The 19,268-nt window shown below is 71.8% G+C and carries 19 protein-coding genes; 7 read left to right on the forward strand and 12 right to left on the reverse strand.

The window, feature by feature from the left end; translation table 11 throughout:
- Window positions 1-23: 23 nt before the first annotated feature.
- Window positions 24-944 carry a L,D-transpeptidase family protein gene (locus tag ACIRU3_RS01570; RefSeq protein ID WP_404049827.1) on the reverse strand — a complete coding sequence of 307 codons (921 nt, stop codon included), beginning with the start codon at window positions 942-944 and terminating at the stop codon, window positions 24-26.
- Between the two features lie 137 nt (window positions 945-1,081).
- Between ACIRU3_RS01570 and ACIRU3_RS01575 the strand changes: the two genes are divergently transcribed.
- The 3 genes from ACIRU3_RS01575 to ACIRU3_RS01585 all read left to right on the forward strand — a co-directional run bounded on the left by ACIRU3_RS01575 (window position 1,082) and on the right by ACIRU3_RS01585 (window position 4,042).
- Window positions 1,082-1,855, forward strand: coding sequence for a lysostaphin resistance A-like protein (locus ACIRU3_RS01575; RefSeq protein ID WP_404049831.1), 774 nt, complete (start codon window positions 1,082-1,084; stop codon window positions 1,853-1,855).
- A 295-nt stretch (window positions 1,856-2,150) separates the two neighbouring features.
- Window positions 2,151-3,446 carry a sensor histidine kinase gene (locus ACIRU3_RS01580; protein ID WP_404049834.1) on the forward strand — a complete coding sequence of 432 codons (1,296 nt, stop codon included), beginning with the start codon at window positions 2,151-2,153 and terminating at the stop codon, window positions 3,444-3,446.
- Window positions 3,398-4,042 (forward strand): LuxR C-terminal-related transcriptional regulator, encoded by a 645-nt coding sequence (locus tag ACIRU3_RS01585; RefSeq protein ID WP_404049836.1) that lies wholly within the window; start codon window positions 3,398-3,400, stop codon window positions 4,040-4,042. The genes ACIRU3_RS01580 and ACIRU3_RS01585 overlap by 49 nt, the downstream gene beginning before the upstream one ends.
- Window positions 4,043-4,052: 10 nt before the next feature.
- Here the strand turns inward: ACIRU3_RS01585 and ACIRU3_RS01590 are convergent, their stop codons facing one another.
- Window positions 4,053-5,483, reverse strand: a complete 1,431-nt coding sequence (locus ACIRU3_RS01590) for an NAD(P)H-hydrate dehydratase (RefSeq protein ID WP_404049839.1) — start codon at window positions 5,481-5,483, stop codon at window positions 4,053-4,055.
- Window positions 5,484-5,529: 46 nt separating this feature from the next.
- Window positions 5,530-5,901 carry a holo-ACP synthase gene (locus ACIRU3_RS01595; RefSeq protein WP_404049842.1) on the reverse strand — a complete coding sequence of 124 codons (372 nt, stop codon included), beginning with the start codon at window positions 5,899-5,901 and terminating at the stop codon, window positions 5,530-5,532.
- Window positions 5,902-5,943: 42 nt separating this feature from the next.
- Here ACIRU3_RS01595 and ACIRU3_RS01600 point away from each other — a divergent pair, with 42 nt between their 5' ends.
- Window positions 5,944-6,204 carry a DUF397 domain-containing protein gene (locus tag ACIRU3_RS01600; RefSeq protein WP_404050533.1) on the forward strand — a complete coding sequence of 87 codons (261 nt, stop codon included), beginning with the start codon at window positions 5,944-5,946 and terminating at the stop codon, window positions 6,202-6,204.
- Here the strand turns inward: ACIRU3_RS01600 and glmS are convergent.
- The 7 genes from glmS to ACIRU3_RS01635 form a co-directional block, all read right to left on the reverse strand.
- Window positions 6,165-8,012 (reverse strand): glutamine--fructose-6-phosphate transaminase (isomerizing), encoded by a 1,848-nt coding sequence (gene glmS, locus ACIRU3_RS01605; protein WP_404049845.1) that lies wholly within the window; start codon window positions 8,010-8,012, stop codon window positions 6,165-6,167. The genes ACIRU3_RS01600 and glmS overlap by 40 nt on opposite strands.
- A 168-nt stretch (window positions 8,013-8,180) precedes the next feature.
- On the reverse strand, window positions 8,181-9,449 hold the full coding sequence (locus ACIRU3_RS01610) for an aminotransferase class V-fold PLP-dependent enzyme (RefSeq protein ID WP_404049847.1): 1,269 nt from the start codon (window positions 9,447-9,449) through the stop codon (window positions 8,181-8,183).
- Window positions 9,446-10,369, reverse strand: coding sequence for a class I SAM-dependent methyltransferase (locus ACIRU3_RS01615; protein ID WP_404049850.1), 924 nt, complete (start codon window positions 10,367-10,369; stop codon window positions 9,446-9,448). Before ACIRU3_RS01615 ends, ACIRU3_RS01610 begins: the two co-directional genes overlap by 4 nt.
- Window positions 10,338-11,615: a glycosyltransferase family 4 protein gene (locus tag ACIRU3_RS01620; protein ID WP_404049852.1), complete on the reverse strand. Its 1,278-nt coding sequence runs from the start codon at window positions 11,613-11,615 to the stop codon at window positions 10,338-10,340. Before ACIRU3_RS01620 ends, ACIRU3_RS01615 begins: the two co-directional genes overlap by 32 nt.
- A gap of 5 nt (window positions 11,616-11,620) precedes the next feature.
- Window positions 11,621-12,625 carry an NAD-dependent epimerase/dehydratase family protein gene (locus tag ACIRU3_RS01625; protein WP_404049855.1) on the reverse strand — a complete coding sequence of 335 codons (1,005 nt, stop codon included), beginning with the start codon at window positions 12,623-12,625 and terminating at the stop codon, window positions 11,621-11,623.
- A 91-nt stretch (window positions 12,626-12,716) separates the two neighbouring features.
- Window positions 12,717-12,935 (reverse strand): hypothetical protein, encoded by a 219-nt coding sequence (locus tag ACIRU3_RS01630; RefSeq protein WP_404049857.1) that lies wholly within the window; start codon window positions 12,933-12,935, stop codon window positions 12,717-12,719.
- A gap of 382 nt (window positions 12,936-13,317) precedes the next feature.
- Window positions 13,318-14,541, reverse strand: coding sequence for an MFS transporter (locus ACIRU3_RS01635; protein WP_404049860.1), 1,224 nt, complete (start codon window positions 14,539-14,541; stop codon window positions 13,318-13,320).
- 106 nt (window positions 14,542-14,647) lie between these two features.
- Here ACIRU3_RS01635 and ACIRU3_RS01640 point away from each other — a divergent pair, with 106 nt between their 5' ends.
- From ACIRU3_RS01640 to ACIRU3_RS01650, 3 genes are all read left to right on the forward strand, one after another.
- Entirely contained in the window at window positions 14,648-15,235 is a 588-nt protein-coding gene (locus tag ACIRU3_RS01640; RefSeq protein WP_404049863.1) for a TetR/AcrR family transcriptional regulator, read from the forward strand.
- Between the two features lie 67 nt (window positions 15,236-15,302).
- Window positions 15,303-16,271, forward strand: a complete 969-nt coding sequence (gene coaA, locus ACIRU3_RS01645) for a type I pantothenate kinase (RefSeq protein ID WP_404050536.1) — start codon at window positions 15,303-15,305, stop codon at window positions 16,269-16,271.
- A 31-nt stretch (window positions 16,272-16,302) separates the two neighbouring features.
- The gene (locus tag ACIRU3_RS01650) at window positions 16,303-17,250 is read left to right on the forward strand and encodes a DUF389 domain-containing protein (protein WP_404049866.1); all 948 of its coding nucleotides are present in this window, start codon (window positions 16,303-16,305) and stop codon (window positions 17,248-17,250) included.
- Here the strand turns inward: ACIRU3_RS01650 and ACIRU3_RS01655 are convergent.
- Both ACIRU3_RS01655 and glmM read right to left on the reverse strand, forming a co-directional pair.
- The gene (locus ACIRU3_RS01655) at window positions 17,247-17,765 is read right to left on the reverse strand and encodes a hypothetical protein (RefSeq protein ID WP_404049868.1); all 519 of its coding nucleotides are present in this window, start codon (window positions 17,763-17,765) and stop codon (window positions 17,247-17,249) included. The genes ACIRU3_RS01650 and ACIRU3_RS01655 overlap by 4 nt on opposite strands.
- 128 nt (window positions 17,766-17,893) lie before the next feature.
- Entirely contained in the window at window positions 17,894-19,252 is a 1,359-nt protein-coding gene (glmM, locus tag ACIRU3_RS01660) for a phosphoglucosamine mutase (RefSeq protein ID WP_404049871.1), read from the reverse strand.
- Window positions 19,253-19,268 lie beyond the last annotated feature (16 nt).

The raw sequence follows: 19,268 nt of genomic DNA on the forward strand, positions 1-19,268 counted from the left end.
CCGTGCGGGCCCCGGGTGCAGTGTCAGGTACCCGGCCGCCGCCCCCACACGTGGACGTGGTCGCCCTTCTTCAGCACGCCCCAGAGCTTGCGCGCGTCGCCGAGCTTCAGATTGACGCAGCCCATGGAGCCGATGGTGGTGTGGATGCTGCCGTAGACGGCGTGGAAGGCCTCGCCGCCGTCGAAGAACTGGGCGTACGGCATGGGCTCGTTGTACAGGGTCGACACATGGTTCTTGTGCCGCCAGTAGACGGTGTGCGAGCCCTTGCGGGTGAGGTGGCCCTGGCGCCCACTGCGCATCGGCACCGGCCCGAACACCACCTTGCTGCCCTTCTGCACCCAGGTCAGCTGCCGGTCCAGATCCACGCAGGCGACCCGGTACGACCGGACCGGGCACTTCCTGGCCGCGTTGGGGTTCTTCCTGGCCGAGAGCAGCATCATCGTCGACCAGGTGACGGGCCCGGCGAAGCCGATGGCGGGCTTGATCTTGTTCTTGACCTGGAAGGCACGGATGGCCTTGCAGTCCGCGGCGGACTGCCTCCCGTCCGCCTTCCGCTTCAGCCACCGCTCCACCTGCCGCTGGTACGGCCCGGTCTGCCTGCTGCACGTCACCTTGCCGACGGCGTCGTCGAGCGGCACGTACTCGATGAGGTCGTACGTCCCCGGAGCCGCGTCCTCGGGCTCCACGGCCTCTTCCTTCTCGGAGGGCACGAAGACCTTCGGCGGCAGTGCCTGGTCGGGCGTGTCGATCTGCCAGGGCCGGCCCGGTCCCAGGGGCACTCCGGGGACCAGTTCGGGGGCGGGGGCGGCGGCGGGGGCCGGGGCCGGGGGCGCCGGACTGGTCGGCGGCCGGGAGGTGGCCAGGGCGGTTCCGGCCGCCGGGAGGGCGGTCGCGGTGGCGAGCACCGCCCCGGCGCCTCGGTACACGATTTGTCTGCTGATCATGCAATCAGCCAAACGTGCGGGCTTCGTGGATCCCGGGTGCCGCGCTGACGGGTCACCCATGGGGTGGACCTGGGTACAGCGCGGTTCGGCAATCAGGTGCAGTCCGCGCGCGCCGCCCGCCCGGCATCGTCGAGGCCATGCAGACGAGACAGCGGTGGAGAGCACAGGCGTGGGTCTATCTGGCGGTCGCCTTCGTGGCGGCCGGAGCGCTGGGAGCCGTGCAGCCTGCGATCGGCATCCCCACGGAGGTCGTCCAACTGACCCAGTTCGGCCCGGCGCTGGGCGTGGCCGTCGCGGCCCTGCTGTGGCCGTCCCGGACCCGCGCACTGCTCGCCGGGTCCCCGGCAGACACTGCCTCTCCGGGACTTCCGCTGCTCTTCACGGCCCCCTTGATCATCCTTTTCTCGGCACTCCCGTACGCCCTGTTCACCCACGCCGCCCACGCCACCGATCCACGCACCCTGCACCACTCCTTCGGCCTCATCGCCCTCGCCCAACTGGTCGGCGCCTGCGGCGAGGAGATCGGCTGGCGCTGCTTCCTGCAGCCCCTGCTGCGCACCCGTTTCGGCCCGCTCACCGCGTCGGCGGTGGTCGGGGTGGTGTGGGGCCTGTGGCACGTCCAGGTGCTGGCGCAGAGCCCGGCCTACGCGGCGGGCTTCCTGCTGGGCACGGTGGCGATGTCCGTGGTCCTGGGCCTGGCCCTGGACCGGATCGGCGGACCCCGGCGTCTGCTCCTCGCGGGCGGCTTCCACACCCTGGTCAACCTCGGAATGCTGCTGTTCATGGACGAGGAGACGGGCAGGGCGATGCCGATGCTCCTGTTCGGTCTGGCGTGCGCGGTGGCGGCGGTGCCCTGGGTGCGGCGCAGGCGCGGGGTCGCTGCGGCTACGATCCCGGCGACTGCGGGGTGAGGGACCGGGGGTACGGGGTGGGGCGTGTCCGGCGCGCTCGGACGGGCTCGGACGGGCTCGGGTGATGGGACCGCCCGGGGCGGGGCGTGATCGCTGTGAGGGGCGGGCGACGGGGTGTTTCTGGCGCGGGGAGTGGGCGGTGCGAGGCGATGGCGGCCGCGGGCGGGTCGGTCGCACGGGCCGACCGGAGCCCGCACATGACCGCGCCGAAGGACGAGACGACAGGGCGTCCTCGGCACCGGGAGCCGGCCGCGCTCGGACGAAGTCGGTCGCACGGGCCGGCCGGAGCCGGCGCATGACCATGGCGAAGAGTGGGCCGCCGGGGCGCTTCCGGCACGGCGACCGGGTCGCGCTCTGGCGGTGCCAACTGGTCGGACTGACCGGGTATCTGGTGGTCGGTGCCGGGATGCTGGCCGGCGGGGCGTTGATGCTGTTGCCCCTCGGGATCGGTTTCCGGCTGCTGCCACCGGCTGCCGGGCGCCTGCGCCGTGTGTCCGACCGGTACCGGGCCCGCGCGGCCCGCTGGACCGGTCGTACCGTCAGCCCCCCCGACCCGCTCCCCCAGGGCACGTCGGCCCGCCGCAGCAGTGCCGCGATTCTCGGGGACGACGGCTTCTGGCACGATCTGCGCTGGGCCTGGCTGGAGCCGTGGACGGGCGGAGTACTGGCGACGATTCCGCTCGCGCTGGTCGAGTACGGGGCGTTCGGCGCGCTCGTCCAGCCCTTCGTGTGGCGACGGCTGGGCGACGGCAACTGGTACGCCTTCGTGCCGGTCACCTCCACGGCCACCATGCTCACGGCCCTGCTCCTGGGCCTGGTCTTCATCGCAGCCGGCCTGCGCCTCGCGCCGGTCATGACGACCCTGCACGCCCGCCTCACCCACCGTCTCCTCGCCGCCTCGCGCACCACCGAACTGACCCGCCGCATGGCCCGGCTGGCCGACACCCGGGCGACCGCCCAGCACGTGCACGCGGCCGAACTCACCCGCATCGAACGGGACCTGCACGACGGCGCCCAGGCACGCCTGGTCGCCCTCGGCCTCACCCTCGACGAGGCGACCCGCCTGCTGGACACCGACCCCCGCAGCGCCCGCACCCTCCTCCTGGACGTCCGCGCCGCCTCCGAACGGGCCCTGCAGGACCTGCGCGACCTGGTCCACGGCATCCACCCCCCGATCCTGGCGGACCGCGGCCTCGCCGACGCGGTCCGCTCCCTCGCCCTGGACAGCCACCTGGACGTCGAGGTGACCGTGGACCTGCCCTCGGCCCGCCTCCCCGCGCCCGTCGAGTCCGCCGCCTACTTCACCGTGTCGGAACTGCTCACCAACGCGGCCAAGCACGCGGAGGCGACGCGGGCGGACATCGCCCTCGCCCACGACGGCACACACCTGCGGGTCAGCGTGACGGACGACGGGCAGGGCGGCGCGGATCCCGCGGCCGGGACCGGACTGCTCGGCGTACGGCGCCGGTTGGATACCTTCGACGGCACGCTCGCCCTGCACAGCCCGCCGGGCGGACCGACCACCGCGACCCTGGAGATCCCGTGCGCGTCGTCCTCGCCGAAGACCTCTTCCTCCTCCGCGACGGCCTGACCCGTACCCTGCGCGAACACGGCTGCGAGGTCGTCGCCTCGGTGGACAACGGCCCCGCGCTGGTACGGGCACTGCGCGAGACGGACCTGGACGTCGCGGTGATCGACATCCGCCTGCCGCCGACGCACACGGACGAGGGCCTGAAGGCGGCCCTGGAGGCCCGCCGCGGCCGCCCCGCGCTCCCCGTGCTGATCCTGTCCCAGTACGTCGACCAGCTCTACGCGCACGAACTCCTCGCCTCCGGCGAGGGCGCCGTCGGCTACCTCCTCAAGGACCGCGTCACCCACACCGCCCAGTTCATCGACGCCCTGCGCACGGTCGCCGCCGGCGGCACGGTGATGGACCCGCAGGTCATCGCCAGGCTCCTGACCCGCAGTGAGAAGCGGGGCCGTACCGACTCCCTGACCCCCCGCGAGCACGAGGTCCTCACCCTCATGGCCGAGGGCCGCTCCAACACCGCCGTCGCCCAGGCCCTGCACATCAGCGAGAGCGCGGTGGCCAAACACATCGCGTCGATCTTCGGCAAGCTGGGGATAGAGCAGTCACCGGAGGACAACCGGCGGGTGCTGGCGGTGCTGGCGTACTTGAAGGGGTGACTTCTCAGGCCTACCGGTAGACATCCCGCCAGGCCGACGGCAGCTCCTCGGCGACGTCATGCGCCCCCACCGGCGCCCCCTGAGCCGCGAACCGCCCGGCCAGCCCGTGCAGATACGCCGCCACACTGCCGGCGTCCGGCGCGGACAGTCCCGCCGCCAGCAGCGACCCGGCAAGCCCCGACAGCACGTCCCCGCTCCCGGCCGTGGCCAGCCACCCGGTCCCGGTGGCGTTCACCCGCACCGCCCCTCCCCCGGAGTCCGCGACCAATGTCGTCGACCCCTTGAGCAGCACGGTCGCCCGGTACACCGCCGCCAGCTCCCGCACCGAGGCCAGCCGTGCCCTCTCGACCTCCTCCCGCGGCACCCCGAGCAGCGCGGCCGCCTCCCCGGCATGCGGAGTCATCAGCGTCGGCGCCGTACGCCCCCGCACGGTGTCCCGCTCGGCCAGCCGCAGCCCGTCGGCGTCGAGCAGCACCGGTACGTCGAGGGCGAGGACCTCCGCCACGGTCGCCGCCTCGTTGCCGGCACCCGGTCCGACCACCCAGGCCTGCACCCGTCCGGCCTTGGCGGGACCCAGATCGGACACGAGCGTCTCCGGGAAGCGGGCGATGACCGCCTCCCCCGCGGGGCCGACGTACCGCACGGCACCGGCCCCACCCCGCAGCGCCCCGGAGACGGCGAGCACGGCAGCCCCCGGATACCGGGCCGACCCGGCGGCGATGCCGACCACGCCCCGCCGGTACTTGTCGCTCTCCGCCGACGGCGCCGGAAGCAGCCGCGCCACATCCCGGTGCTGCAGCGCCTCCAGCTCGGCGTCGGGCGGCAGTTCGAGCCCGATGTCGACCAGTCGCACGGACCCGGCGTACTCCCGCGCGGGGTCGATCAGCAGCCCCGGCTTGTACGTACCGAAGGTGACGGTGAGATCGGCCCGGACGGCCGCACCCCGCACCTCCCCGGTGTCCGCCTCGACCCCACTGGGCAGATCCACGGCCACGACAGCGGCCCGCGATGCGCCGACGACATCGGCCAGCGCCTCCGCCCCGGGCCGCAGTCCGCCCTTCCCCCCGATCCCGACGATGCCGTCCACGACGAGATCGGCCCGCTCGATCACCGGCTCGGCGGAATCCGGGGCCACCACGGAACCACCGGCCCGGCGCAGGGCGGCAAGACCACCTGGGTGGGTGCGCCCGGGCGCGAGCACTACGGCCGTGACCCCGGCCCCCCGCCGCACCAGCCGCGCCCCCGCGTACAGCGCGTCCCCGCCGTTGTCCCCACTCCCGACCAGCAGCACCACCCGGCTGCCGTACACCCGCCCGAGCAACTCCGCACAGGCAGCGGCCAGCCCGGCGGCGGCCCGCTGCATCAGCGCACCCTCCGGAAGCCGCGCCATCAGCTGCCGCTCGGCCGCCCTCACCGTCTCCACGCTGTACGCAGTACGCATGGCATCGAGTCTGCCCCGGAAACGCCGGTGACCGCACCCGGCTCGCTCAGCCCTCGGCGATCACCACGGCCGACGCCACCCCCGCGTCATGACTGAGCGACACGTGCCAGGACTGCACCCCGAGTTCCGCGGCCCGCGCGGCCACGGTCCCCGTCACCCGCAGCCGCGGCTGTCCGGTGTCCTCGACGTACACCTCGGCATCGGTCCAGTACAGCCCGCCCGGCGCACCCAGCGCCTTGGCGACCGCCTCCTTGGCGGCGAACCGCACCGCGAGGGACGCGATACCGCGCCGCTCCCCGTTGGGCAGCAGCAACTCACTCTCCAGGAACAGCCGATCGGCCAGCCCCGGCGTCCGGTCGAGCGACGCCCGGAACCGATCGATCTCGGCGACGTCGATGCCGACTCCGATGATGCTCATGCGGGCAGCCTACGGTGGCGCGGCACCGCGGCACGGTGTGACCTGGCTTCATCCACAGGTTGGCGAAAGAGCTGTGAGGTTTCCGGTGATCACCCCGAGAGCCGGCGGAAGTCGTCCTGCTCAGACCGTGGCGACGGCGACGACTGCGTGGAGATCGCGAACTCCCCCACCCACACAGCCGTCCACGACTCGAAGACCCCGGCCGAAGCAACCCTCACCGTCCCGGCCGGAGCCTTCTCCGCCTTCCTCGACGGCGTGAAGAACTACTCCACCGTCACCGACTTCGCCAGGTTCCGCGGCTGATCGACCTCATTGCCCCGGGCGGTGGCCAGCTCGCAGGCGAACACCTGCAGTGGCACCGTCGCCACCAGCGGCTGCAGCAGGGTCGGGGTCGCCGGGATGCGGATCAGGTGGTCTGCGTACGGGACCACCGCCTCGTCGCCCTCCTCCGCGATCACGATCGTCCGTGCTCCTCGCGCCCGGATCTCCTGGATGTTGGACACGATCTTGTCGTGGAGGACGGACCGGCCCCGGGGTGACGGCACGACGACCACCACGGGCACGTCCTCCTCGATCAGCGCGATCGGGCCGTGCTTCAGCTCGCCCGCCGCGAAGCCCTCGGCGTGCATGTAGGCGAGTTCCTTGAGCTTGAGGGCGCCCTCCAGGGCGACCGGATAACCCACGTGCCGGCCCAGGAACAGCACCGTGTTCTTCGGGGCCAGGGTCCGCGCGAGAGCCCGTACCGGCTCCATCGTCTCCAGGACCCGCTCGACCGCACCCGAGATCCGGGAGAGGTCCCGGATCACGGCACGGATCTCGTCGCCCCACTTGGTGCCCCGCACCTGGCCCAGGTACAGGGCCACCAGGTAGCACGCCACCAGCTGCGTCAGGAACGCCTTGGTGGAGGCGACAGCCACCTCCGGCCCCGCGTGCGTGTAGAGCACCGCATCCGACTCGCGTGGAATCGTCGAGCCGTTGGTGTTGCAGATCGCCAGCACCTTGGACCCCTGCTCGCGTGCGTGCCGCAGCGCCATCAGGGTGTCCATGGTCTCGCCGGACTGGGAGATGGCGATCACCAGCGAGCGCCCGTCCAGGATCGGGTCCCGGTAGCGGAACTCGCTCGCCAGCTCCACCTCGCACGGGATCCGCGTCCAGTGCTCGATCGCGTACTTGGCGATGAGACCGGCGTGAAAGGCCGTACCGCACGCGACGATGACGACCTTGTCCACCTCGCGCAGCTCGGACGGGGAGATCCGCACCTCGTCCAGGGTGAGTGACCCGGCCGCGTCGATGCGGCCCAGCAACGTGTCGGCGACGGCCTTCGGCTGCTCGGCGATCTCCTTCAGCATGAAGTAGTCGTAGCCGCCCTTCTCGGCGGCCGAGGCGTCCCAGTCCACGTGGTAGGGGCGGACGTCCGCCTCGCGGCCGTCGAAGCCCGTCACCCGCACGCCGTCCCGGCGCAGCTCGACCACCTGGTCCTGGCCGAGCTCGATCGCCGAGCGCGTGTGCGCGATGAACGCGGCGACGTCGGAGGCCAGGAACGCCTCGCCCTCTCCCACGCCCACCACGAGCGGGGAGTTGCGGCGCGCGCCCACGACCACGTCCGGCTCGTCCGCGTGCGCCGCGACCAGCGTGAACGCGCCCTCCAGGCGCCGGCACACCAGCCGCATGGCCTCGGCGAGATCGGCGCACGAGGAGAACTCCTCCGCCAGCAGGTGCGCGACGACCTCGGTGTCCGTCTCGGACGACAGCTCGTGGCCGCGCTCGGCCAACTCGGCGCGCAGCACGGCGAAGTTCTCGATGATGCCGTTGTGGACGACGGCCACCCGGCCGGCGTTGTCGAGATGCGGGTGCGCGTTCGCGTCCGTCGGGCCGCCGTGGGTGGCCCAGCGGGTGTGGCCGATGCCCGTCGAGCCCGCCGGCAGCGGCCGTTCGACCAACTCCTTCTCCAGGTTGACCAGTTTCCCGGCCTTCTTCGCCGCGGCCAGCCCGCCGTCCGCCAGCACGGCGACGCCCGCCGAGTCGTAACCCCGGTACTCCAGCCGCTTCAGCCCGGCCATCACGACATCGAGCGCCGACTGCGACCCTACGTATCCCACGATTCCGCACATGAGCGGCAGCCTACGGTCCGAGAACGCTCAAAAAGAGCTGCCGCGTGCCCGAAATCGGAAATTCTCAGCGGGATTCGCGTCGCTGGACGGCCTTCCACCGCACCCGAAGCGGCACATTGCGGGCACCGGCCGGGAAGCGCGGGACCCGCCCCGAGGCGGTCCGCCGTGTCATCGGCGGCCCGTCTCGCGCACGATCCGGTCCAGGGCGCCGACGGCGCGGTCGATGTCGTCGGCGGTGTTCAGCACGCCCGGCGCGAACCGGATCGCGCTGCTGCGATAGGGCGTCTGACCGGCCATGATCCGTTTCCGCTCCAGGGCGGCCACGATGTCGGCAGGGTCGGCCCCGGCCACGTCGAAGCAGACCATTCCCGAGCGCATCGACGGATCGGCCGGGGTGCGCACCCGGATGCCGGCGAGGTCGGTGAGGCGGGCGTGGCAGTAGGCGGTGAGCTCGGCGATGCGGGCGGCCACCCGGGCCTTGCCCAGCGCCTCCTGGAAGTCGAAGGCCTCCGCGAGAGCCCACCGGTGCTCGTAGGCGGGAAAGCCACCGGGGGTGCACAATCGGGCGCACGGGGCCTCCGCGTCCGGGACGCGGCCCAGGTACCAGGGCCAGAACACCTCCACGTCGAAGGAGGTGACGATCGGATCGACGGCCGCCCAGCCCTGGTCGCTGCCCCAGACCAGGCCCGTGCCGCGGGGACCGAAGAGCCACTTGTGGCAGCCGGCGGCGAAGAAGTCGCAGCCGAGCCGCTCGACCTGGAAGTCCTCCACGCCGAGGCCGTGCACGGCGTCGACGCAGACGAGGATCCGCTGCTCGGGCGGCCGGCCCGCGTTGGCCCGGGCGACGACCTCGCCGATGCGGGCCAGCGGCAGTTTGACGCCGGTGCCGGAGTGGACCCAGGTCAGGGCGAGGACCCGGGTGGAGTCGCGCAGCCCACGGGCGAGTGCGTCGGTGATCTCCTCCGCGTCGGCGGCGGATCCGTGCTCGTACAGCCGGATCGTGCGGTGGGTGGCGCCGCTCGCGGCCGCCTTGAAACGGATCAGTTCCGAGGCGGCGTAGTGCTCGTGCTCGGTGCTCAGGATCTCGTCGCCGGGCGCGAGCCGCATACCGGTGTGGACGACGGCCAGGCCGGCGGTGGTCGACTCGGTGAGCGCGAGGGAGTCGGGCCGGGTGCGCAGATAGGCGGCGGCCTTGTCCAGGACCCGCCGGACCTGGTCGTCGCGGCTGTGGAAGTACTGGGCGGGGTTGCGGTCCAGGGCGCGCCGGTGCCGTTCGATGGCCTCGCGGACGGGACGGGGATGCGGCGCCAGCATCGACAGGGCGAGATGGACGTAGTCGGGATCCAGGTCGAACTGCTCACGCGCCCAGGACCACAGGGGCGCGGGTGCGGGCCGCTGAGCGGTACCCGGTCCGACGACGGTTCGCTGTACGGTCACGGCTCCTCCGGGACATCGATGGCAGAGGCGTCGGCCGCGTCGGTCCGGGCCGGTGGTGCGTGGGCGACGACATAGGTCACCGGGACGCGCAGGGCGATGTGGCCGGGGGCCTCGCTGCGGGCCTGCGCCTCCGTCGTGATGGCCCGTTCGAGGCCCGGGCGCAGCGGTGGCGGGATCCGCTGCCACAGCCGGCGCATCCCGTGCGTACGCGTCCAGCGCAGGAACTGCCGGGCCGAGTCGGCGGTGATGAAAGCGGGCTCGTCGTGGATCTCCACTTCGGTGAAGCCCGCGTCGAGCAGGTCGGCGCGGGCCCGGCGGGCGCCCCCGAAGGGTTCGGCGTAGGGGTAGACGCCGCTGCCGGAGGGGTGCGCGGCCGCCATCCGGGCGATGCTGCGCAGCCCGAACACCTCCGGCTCCGGCCGGTGGACGCAGGTGGGGGCGGACAGGGCGAGGCGGCCGCCCGGCCGCAGCAGCCGGCCGTAGGCGCGGAAGGCGGCGGGCGGGTCGGTGAGCATGTGCACGCTCATGCCGCCGGTGACCGCGTCGAAGGCGCCGGGCGGGAAGCGCGGGTCCTGGCCGTCGCCGATCCGGACCTCGACCGTGTCCAGCCCGGCCGCGTGTGCCTCGGCGCGGGCGGCCTCCACCATGGCGGCGGAGATGTCGATGCCGGTGGCTCTGCCCTGTGGTCCGACGGCCCGCGCCGCGGGGATCAGGACGGCTCCCCGCCCGCAGCCGATGTCGAGCACGGCCTCGCCCCGCCGCAAGGCCGCGTGCTGGACGAGGCGTCCGCCGACGGGACCGAAGAACGCCACGCCGGTGCGGTCGTACTCGCCCGCCACCTCGTCGAAGAGGGCCCGGGTTTCCCGGAAGTCCTGGTGCATCGGCTCGTCAGACTCGCTCCCGCTCGGCGTCCATGACATGGAAGATCTCGTGGTGGAGGTCGCGCAGCAGCTCCCGCTCGCCCGGGTCACTGCCGGTCAGCAGGCCGAGGCGGTCGGCCCGGGCCAGCGGGTCCTCGTCGTCGGGGGCGGCGAGGCCGTAGTGGTCCAGGACCGCCCGCACGGGTGCGGGAAGGCGGTCGGAGCCGAGGGACGGGCGCGGCTCGCCGGGCTCGGCGGGGCCGGCCGCGGCCATGCGCTCCAGCACACCTGGCAGGATCTTCATCGTCCGTTCGTAGCGGGCCCATTCGGGCACGCCCGCCGGGATCGGCTCGCGCCGGGCGAGCACCCGCCGGACGACGGCGGCGAAGTCGTCCTCCCGCATCCGGGCGAACTCGTAGGGGCTGGTGTGCGGCTGGTCGAGGTACTCGACGTCGACGAGTCCGCCGTTGTCGTCGCCGATGAAGTACGGGAATCCGTCCCAGCGGGGAACGACGACCGGCACCCCGCAGGCCAGCGCCTCCAGGGGTGACTTGCCGTAGGTCTCGAAGATGCTCGTCGCGCCGGAGACGAAGACATCGGCCGCGTTGTACAGGTCGGCCGTGCGCTCCTTCTCCAGACGGTGGTAGAGGACGACGTCGCGCATGAGCGGGGCCAGCCGGTTGAAGTACGGCGGGTCGATGTGGGTGACCGACATGGTCAGCAGCACGTCCGGGTCCTCGGCGCGCAGCCGGTGGTAGCCGGACAGCAGCGCGTGCAGGCCCTTGTCGTTCATGAACCGCCCGGTGTACAGCAACAGCCGCCCCTGGGGTGGCAGTCCGAGCGCGGCACGGCTCGTGGCACGGTCCCTGGTGCGGTACACGTCCTTGATGCCGAAGGTGCAGATGTTCCCGGACGGGATGCCGGTGACGTGCCGGTAGGCGCGCTCGGCGTTGCGGGAGCCGCAGATGACCAGGTCGGCCGGGTGCGGACGGGCGGCCACGAGGAGGAAGTACAGCAGGATGTGCAGCGGGTAGGGGTTGGTGTGCGGGATCATCAGCGCCGGAGGGCGGTATCCGTCCCGCCGCATGAAGTGCAGCAGCGGGAGGGACTCGACATACTCGGCGACGACGACGTCCACGCGGGACAGGTCGCACGACGCCTTCAGCGCCCGGTAGATCTCCGCGAACCGCTCGTAGGTGTGTTCCTCGGGCGGCAGCAGCCGGATCCGGAACAGCAGTGTGTCCTCGGCCGGGCAGAAGCGGCGCACGTCCTCCGGCGAGTCGGTCAGCGCGAGGACCCTGGGCATCGGCATCAGCTCGCGGGGAGTGATTCGAAGTACAGCTGCGCGTCCTTCAACGCGGGCCACTGTCCGGACTCCTGCGCCCGGCGCGCCGCGGCGACCACCCGCCGCACGCCCTCGCGTACGTCGATCTCGTGCCGGAAGCCGAGGACACCGGTCGCGCGGGTCACGTCGGCCCACAGCCGCCGGGCGTAGATGGTGATCGGCACGTCGACGAACTCGGGCTCGACGGGCCGCCCGGCCTCCTCGCCGATCATGCTCAGGACGTCGCTGAAGCTGGTCTCGACCCCTGTGCCGACATTGAACTCCTGGGTGGGCAGGTCCGCTTCGAGCGCCGTCCGGAAGGCGCGGCCGGCGTCCTCCACGTAGATGAAGTCACGGGTCTGGCTGCCGTCGCCCCACAGGAGCGGGGTCGCGCCGTTGAGGACCGCCCAGGCGAACAGCGAGATGACGTTGGCGTAGCCGCCCTTGCTGAACTCGTCGTGGCCGTAGACGCTGAACGGGCGCAGGCCGAGGGCGATGAGGCCGTAGCGCTCCGTGTACTGGCGGGCCACCTCCTCGTTCCACTTCTTCGACAGCGCCTTCAGGTCCGGCGGCCGCAGCTCCATGTCCTCGGTGTACGGGACGGGGTTGCCCTCGTAGACCGCGCTCGTGCTCGCGTAGACCAGCTTGCCGACGTCGGCACTCCGCATCGCCTCCAGGACGTTGAGGAAGCCGTGGACGGTGACCGAGGCGCCGTCCACCGGGTCCTCCTCGTACATGAGGAAGGAGGAGGGTGCGGCCAGATGCACGACGGCGTCGCGGCCCTTCATCAGCTTCGTCAGCAGGGCCGGGTCACGGGTGTCGCCCTCCAGCCACTCCACATGGCCGCGCAGGTCCTCCGGGATGTGCTCGCGTCCGCCGATCTTGAAGTTGTCGACGGACGTGATGGTGTGGCCGTCGTCGAGCATGCCCCGGATCATGGTGCGGCCGATGAAGCCTGCGCCACCGGTGACCAGGAGGTTCTTGGGCGTCATACCTCTCCTCAGCGTGCGGGGACGGGATGTGGCGTGCCTGGGGTGGGCGCAGCCGGCGCCCGGGGGTGACGGCTGCGCCCGGTCGGGGTGGTCACACGAGGGGCATCAGCCGGTAGTAGTCCGCCTCCGCCGGCCGGCCCGCCGGTGCCCACTGGGGGCGCTCCGGCATCCACGCCGTGGCGACGGGCGCCCACTGCGGACGCTCCGGCAGCCACGCCGATCCGGCCGGTGCCCACTGCGGGCGCTCCGGCATCCACGCCGTGGCGACGGGCGCCCATTGCGGACGATCGGATATCCAGGAATTCCACATAACAGCCTCCAGTCCGGGATCCTTTCGCTAGCTTGCACCCACCCCCGAGAGAACGTCAACGGACCTAATCAGCCAGCCACACACAGCACTTCTTTGGCCAATGCACCGACATATGAATGAAGTCTCACCAGGAGACGAACCAGCAGGTGAAGGGGCTCACGAAAGGGCAAGAGGTACACAAAAAGCGGCACGTCAAAGCGCGCCGCACCTTCCGGTAATACCGCTTGGCGCGACGTACGAAATTCCCCCTTCTTCAGTTACTCACCGACCTCTTTCCATATTTTTCCGACCGCTTCCGCCCGTTTTCCAGGCCCCCTCATTTCAGCCATTCAAGAGACCATAAAGAGCGAGAGGAACACACCGCACCCTGCCCTCGGCCCCCCTAGACCCGTTCCCGCTGCCGCCGCCCCTCCGCCCCGGCGCCCTCGCCCGCCTTGCGCCCCGTCACGAGGGTCAGCCCCAGGGCCACCACCACGGTCAGTGCCGCCGCGACCGGGAGCAGCCCGGGGCGCAGGGCGATGACCACTCCGCCCAGGACGCCGCCGAGCGCCGCTCCGACGTACACCGAACTGCTGTGGACGGCCATGGCCTGGCCCGCGGCACGGGTGCCGGCGCGGGCGAGCATCAGGGCCTGGATGCCCGGCGGCACCGCCCAGGCCGCCGCCGACCAGACGGCCAGCAGAACAGCGACGACGACCACCGGCACCGGGCGGACGGCCCACAGCAGGGCGAAGGCGGCCAGCGCGGCACAGAAGGCGGCGCCCGCCAGGAGGAACGCGCGCAGCGGCTCGTAGCGGTCCACGAGCCGGCCGGCGCACTGGGTGCCGAGGACGCCGCCGATGCCCGAACAGACCAGGAGCGCGGCGAGACCGCCCTGCGCCACCCCGGCGAGACCGGACAGGAACGGGGCGAGGTACGTCTGAAAGGCGAGGTTCCCGGCGACGGTGAGGACGGTGACGACGAGGACCGCGGCGACGGCGCCGTGCAGCAGCGGCCGGATCAGGTCACCGAAGGAGCGGTGCACCTCTGCGCGGCCGTCCGCCGCGGGGAGCATGATCGCCGCCCACACCAGGGCGGCCAGGCCCAGCAGGCCACCGAAGGCGAAGGTGGCCCGCCAGCCGAGGGCCGCCCCGATCCACGTACCGGCGGGCACACCGAGCAGGACCGCGCCGGTCAGCCCGGTCATGACCGTGGCCAGATACCGGCCCTGGTGCCGGGGCGGCGCCTGGGTGCTGGCCGCGGCCAGCGCGGCGGGCAGGACCACCGCGGCGGCCAGCGCGGCGAGGACGCGCAGGACCATCAGCGCGGCGAAGGAGCCGCCGACCAGCAGCACGGCGAAGTTGGCCAGGCAGAAGACGGCGAGCGCCGCAAGGAGCGCGGCGCGCCGGGCGACACGGTCGAGCAGCAGTGACCACACCGGCGCCGCGAGGGCATAGACCAGCGAGTACACCGTGACCAGCTGCCCGGCGGCGGTTTCGGAGCGGCCCGTGCCGTCCGCGATCGCGCGCAGCACGCCGACGATGATGAAGTCGTCGGTCTGGACGGCGAAGGCGGCGACGGTCAGCGCGTAGAGCCAGAGGGGAGGCCGGAAGGCGGTGGAGCTCACACCGTAAAGGTAACACTCGTTTCCCTTAACCCGTGTGCGAGAGTGTGCACCCGCACGCCGTCAGGAACCGGCCCCAGGCCCGGAGTTCACAAGGGAGCCGCCGCCCATGCCGAGGCCCGCCAGCCCCGAACGCCGACGCGAGGTGACCGACGCCGTGATCGGACAGCTCGCCCGCACGGGCATCGGCTCCTTCTCGCTGCGCACGCTCGCCGAGGGGCTCGGCCAGAGCACCCGGGTCCTGACCCACCACTTCGCCGACAAGAACGCGCTGCTGGCGGCGGTGCTCCAGCGGCTGGACGAGCGCCAGCACGAGGCGCTGCGCGTCACGCCGGGCTGGGACGACCCGGCGATCGCCGTCAGCGAGGTCGTCCGCTCCGCCTGGCGGCGCAACCTCAGCCCCGGGGAACTCGACATGACCCGGCTCATCCGGGAGATCGAGGGCCTCGCGGCGGCCGGCCGCCTCGCCCTTCCGCACCCCGACTTCGTCCGCGGCCGTGCCGAGTTCGTCGCCTCCTGCCTGGTCCACCGCGGCCTGACCGACCAGGCCGCCCTGACCTGCGCCACCCTCCTCAACAGCGCCTTCTCCAGCCTCCAGGCCGACTTCCTGATCACCGGCGACGGCGACCGGGTGGAAACGGCACTGGACGCGCTGTGCGCCTGGATCGACAGCCAGGTGGACCGGGCACGGGCGTGACGCACCCCACCCCGCCACCCCGTTCAAACTCCGTTAACAATGGACTGTGATCTCTCAGGTCTCCTCGATGCCCCGGAGCGCCCACCGGTCGAAGCCGGAGGCGACTCCCTACGTCGACCTCACCCGCGCCGAGTGGAGCGTGCTGCGCGACAAGACGCCGCTGCCGCTCACCGCCGAGGAGGTGGAGAAGCTGCGCGGACTCGGCGACGTCATCGACCTCGACGAGGTGCGGGACATCTACCTCCCGCTCTCCCGCCTCCTCAACCTCTACGTCGGCGCCACCGACGGCCTGCGCGGCGCCCTCAACACCTTCCTCGGCGAGCAGGGTTCCCAGTCCGGCACCCCGTTCGTCATAGGCGTCGCCGGGTCCGTGGCGGTCGGGAAGTCCACCGTCGCCCGACTCCTCCAGGCCCTGCTCTCCCGGTGGCCCGAGCACCCGCGCGTGGAGCTGGTCACCACGGACGGTTTCCTGCTCCCCACCAAGGAACTGGAAGCCCGCGGCATGATGTCGCGGAAGGGCTTCCCCGAGTCGTACGACCGCCGTGCGCTCACCCGCTTCGTCGCCGACATCAAGGCCGGCAAGGACGAGGTGACGGCCCCCGTCTACTCCCACCTCATCTACGACATCGTCCCGGACCGGAAGCTCACCGTCCGCCGACCCGACATCCTGATCGTCGAGGGCCTGAACGTCCTGCAGCCCGCCCTGCCCGGCAAGGACGGCCGCACCCGGGTCGGTCTCGCCGACTACTTCGACTTCAGCGTGTACGTCGACGCCGGCGCCGACGACATCGAACGCTGGTACCTCAACCGCTTCAAGAAGCTGCGTCAGACGGCCTTCCAGAAGCCGGACTCGTACTTCCGCAAGTACACCCAGGTCTCCGAGGAGGAGGCCCTCGACTACGCCCGCACCCTGTGGCGGACGATCAACAAGCCCAACCTGGTCGAGAACATCGCCCCCACCCGCGGCCGCGCCACCCTCATCGTCCGCAAGGGCCCGGACCACAAGGTGCAGCGGCTGAGGCTGCGCAAACTGTGACGTGTTCATGGACGCCTGTTAAAAAGGCGTCATGCTGCATCTGCGCCTGATCACCCCCGCCGAGAAGACGGACGAGGTGGTGCGGCTCGTCGAGAGAACGGTCGGCACCGCCCACCTTGTCGTGTTGCCGAAGGCCGCCCGCAATCCCGTCGGGGACGTCGTGATGTGCGACGTGGCGCGCGAGGCGGGGGACGAACTCATCGGCGGACTGCGCCGGTTGGGGCTGGACGAGACCGGCTCGATCGCCGTGGAGGACATCGACCTCTCGCTGTCCCGGCGCGCCGACAAGGCCGAGGAGGAGGCTCCGGGCGAGGGCGCGGACGCGGTGCTCTGGGAAGGCCTCACCGAGGCCACCCACGAGGAGTCGACGCTGTCGGCCACCTACCTCGCCTTCATCACGCTGGCAACGATGATCGCGGCCTGCGGCGTGGTGCTGGACAACGCGATCCTGATCGTGGGCGCGATGGCGGTGGGCCCGGAGTTCGGTCCGCTGGCCGGCCTCTGCACCGCCGTGGTGCGGCGGCGCCCCCGCCTCGCGCTGCGCTCACTGACCGCGCTGCTCGTGGGCTTCGCCGTGGCGATGGCGGTGACGGTCGGCTTCACCCATTTCATGGACGCCGTCGACCTCTTCCACCGATCCGACCTGGAAGGCAAGCGCCCCAACACGGCATTCGTGTACGCCCCCGACGCCTTCTCGTTCATAGTGGCGGTCCTGGCCGGCATCGCCGGCACCTTGTCCCTGACCTCCGCCAAGTCGGGCGCACTGGTGGGCGTGGCCATCTCGGTGACGACGGTCCCCGCAGCCGCCAACGCGGCCGTGGCCCTGGCGTACGGCGACACGTCCCAGACGATCGGTTCGACGAACCAGCTCCTGCTGAACCTGCTGGGCATCGTGCTCGCCGGAACCCTGACGCTGCTGGCCCAGAAGTGGTTCTGGGCCAGCCGGCGTGAGCGTACGGCGAAGGCGGGCGGCGTCTAGAACCGCGATTCGCAGTTCGCGGCGATGGTGTCGCCGGAGTCGGCGAACACGAGGTCGCTGCCGCCGCCGCAGTTCACCGTGTCGTTGCCGGTGTTGTCCTCCACGTCGATCACGTCCCTGCCGCTGCCGGTGGTGACGCTGTCGACACCCGTGCCGATGTCGACCGTGCTGTTGACCGGAGCGGTGACCAGGACGCTGTCGTTCTGGTCGCCCGTCGCTATGAGGAGCCGGGCGACGCTGCCGACGCTGCCGCAGTCGGCGCTGGTGGCGGACACCTGGGAGCAGCCCGGTCCGGCCGCGATGCCCGCCTGGTCACTGAGGATCAGACGGTTGTTGGAGACGGCGGCCGTGACATGGTTCTGGACGCCGGTGCGCGACTGCACCCCGACGGTGTTGCCGAAGATGCGGAACGCCGTGGAGCCCGGTGTCTGGGCGGCGGCCGGGGTGGCGAACGAGACGACGACAAAACCGGCGACCAGGGCCGGACCTGCTGCTCGCTTCAGGGTGCTGCGCACGATCTTCATCCTGTGTTTCTCTCTTTCGTCGAGGTGGGGCGCCACGCGGGTCCCCTCGACGCAAGTCAAACAATCAGTGATCGGTCACGCACTCTTTGTTACGCTCAATCGGGTGTCGGCCCGCTGACCTAACCCAGCGCCGACTTCACCGCATCGGCCAGCCGCCCGGCCACCGACCGAGCCTGATCGATGTCCGCGGCCTCGACCATCACCCGCACCAGCGGCTCGGTCCCCGACGGACGCAGCAGCACCCGCCCGGTGGACCCCAACTCCCGCTCCGCCTCGGCGACAGCGGCGGCAAGGTCGGCCGACGTCTTCACCCGCGACTTGTCCACGTCCGGCACGTTGATGAGGATCTGCGGCAGCCGCTCCATGACGGAGGCAAGATCCCGCAGCGTACGGCCGGTCTCCGCGACCCGCGCCGCGATCAGCAGTCCGGTCAGGGTGCCGTCGCCGGTCGTCGCGTGGTCGAGGATGATCACGTGCCCGGACTGCTCGCCGCCCAGGGCGAATCCGTGCTCCTTCATCTCCTCCAGCACGTACCGGTCGCCCACGGCCGTCTGCACGAGCCGGATCCCCGCCCGCTCCATGGCCAGTTTGAAGCCCAGGTTGGACATGACCGTGGCGACGACGGTGTCGGAGCGCAGCTCGGACCGCTCCCGCAGCGCCAGCGTGAGCACGGCCAGGATCTGGTCGCCGTCCACCTCCTCGCCGGTGTGGTCCACGGCCAGGCAGCGGTCGGCGTCACCGTCGTGCGCGATGCCGAAGTCGGCGCCGTGCTCGATCACGGCGGCCTTCAGCTTGTCCAGGTGGGTGGAGCCGCAGCCGTCGTTGATGTTGAGCCCGTCCGGCTCGGTGCCGATCGTGACGATCTGGGCGCCGGCCCGCGAGAACGCCTCCGGCGAGACCCCCGCGGCCGCGCCGTGTGCCTCGTCCAGGACGACCTTCAGGCCGTCCAGCCGGTTCGGAAGGACCGACAGCAGATGGCCGACGTACTTCTCGAAGCCCTCGTCGTACGACCGCACCCGCCCGACGCCGGCACCGGTGGGCCGCTGCCAGGGCTCACCGTGACGGTGGGACTCGTAGACGGCCTCGATCCGGTCCTCCAGCTCGTCGGCGAGCTTGTGGCCGCCGCGGGCGAAGAACTTGATGCCGTTGTCCGGCATGGCGTTGTGGCTGGCGGACAGCATCACGCCGAGGTCGGCGCCGAGCGCGCCGGTCAGGTGCGCCACCGCGGGCGTCGGCAGCACGTCCACGGTCAGCACGTCCACACCGGCGCTGGCCAGGCCCGCGACCACGGCAGCCTGAAGGAACTCCCCGGAGGCACGCGGGTCCCGTCCGACCACCGCCGTCGGCCTGTGGCCCTCAAAGGTGCCCGCCTCGGCCAGCACGTGCGCCGCCGCGACGGACAGGCCGAGCGCCATCTCGGCCGTCAGGTCCGCGTTGGCGACACCGCGCACGCCGTCCGTACCGAAGAGTCGTCCCACGTGTCCTCCTGAGGAA

Origin of the sequence: Streptomyces sp. NPDC101151 (assembly GCF_044768335.1) — a bacterium.
In the GTDB taxonomy this organism is placed as follows: domain Bacteria; phylum Actinomycetota; class Actinomycetes; order Streptomycetales; family Streptomycetaceae; genus Streptomyces.

Coding starts and splice junctions, on each gene's coding strand:
- ACIRU3_RS01625 (WP_404049855.1), bottom strand. CDS start 12,625: ATGACGCCCAAGAACCTCCTGGTCACCGGTGGCGCAGGCTTCATCGGC.
- ACIRU3_RS01590 (WP_404049839.1), bottom strand. CDS start 5,483: ATGCGTACTGCGTACAGCGTGGAGACGGTGAGGGCGGCCGAGCGGCAG.
- ACIRU3_RS01630 (WP_404049857.1), bottom strand. CDS start 12,935: ATGTGGAATTCCTGGATATCCGATCGTCCGCAATGGGCGCCCGTCGCC.
- ACIRU3_RS01650 (WP_404049866.1), top strand. CDS start 16,303: ATGCTGCATCTGCGCCTGATCACCCCCGCCGAGAAGACGGACGAGGTG.
- ACIRU3_RS01595 (WP_404049842.1), bottom strand. CDS start 5,901: ATGAGCATCATCGGAGTCGGCATCGACGTCGCCGAGATCGATCGGTTC.
- ACIRU3_RS01570 (WP_404049827.1), bottom strand. CDS start 944: ATGATCAGCAGACAAATCGTGTACCGAGGCGCCGGGGCGGTGCTCGCC.
- glmS (WP_404049845.1), bottom strand. CDS start 8,012: ATGTGCGGAATCGTGGGATACGTAGGGTCGCAGTCGGCGCTCGATGTC.
- ACIRU3_RS01580 (WP_404049834.1), top strand. CDS start 2,151: ATGACCATGGCGAAGAGTGGGCCGCCGGGGCGCTTCCGGCACGGCGAC.
- ACIRU3_RS01615 (WP_404049850.1), bottom strand. CDS start 10,369: ATGTCATGGACGCCGAGCGGGAGCGAGTCTGACGAGCCGATGCACCAG.
- ACIRU3_RS01620 (WP_404049852.1), bottom strand. CDS start 11,615: ATGCCCAGGGTCCTCGCGCTGACCGACTCGCCGGAGGACGTGCGCCGC.
- ACIRU3_RS01640 (WP_404049863.1), top strand. CDS start 14,648: ATGCCGAGGCCCGCCAGCCCCGAACGCCGACGCGAGGTGACCGACGCC.
- coaA (WP_404050536.1), top strand. CDS start 15,303: ATGCCCCGGAGCGCCCACCGGTCGAAGCCGGAGGCGACTCCCTACGTC.
- ACIRU3_RS01575 (WP_404049831.1), top strand. CDS start 1,082: ATGCAGACGAGACAGCGGTGGAGAGCACAGGCGTGGGTCTATCTGGCG.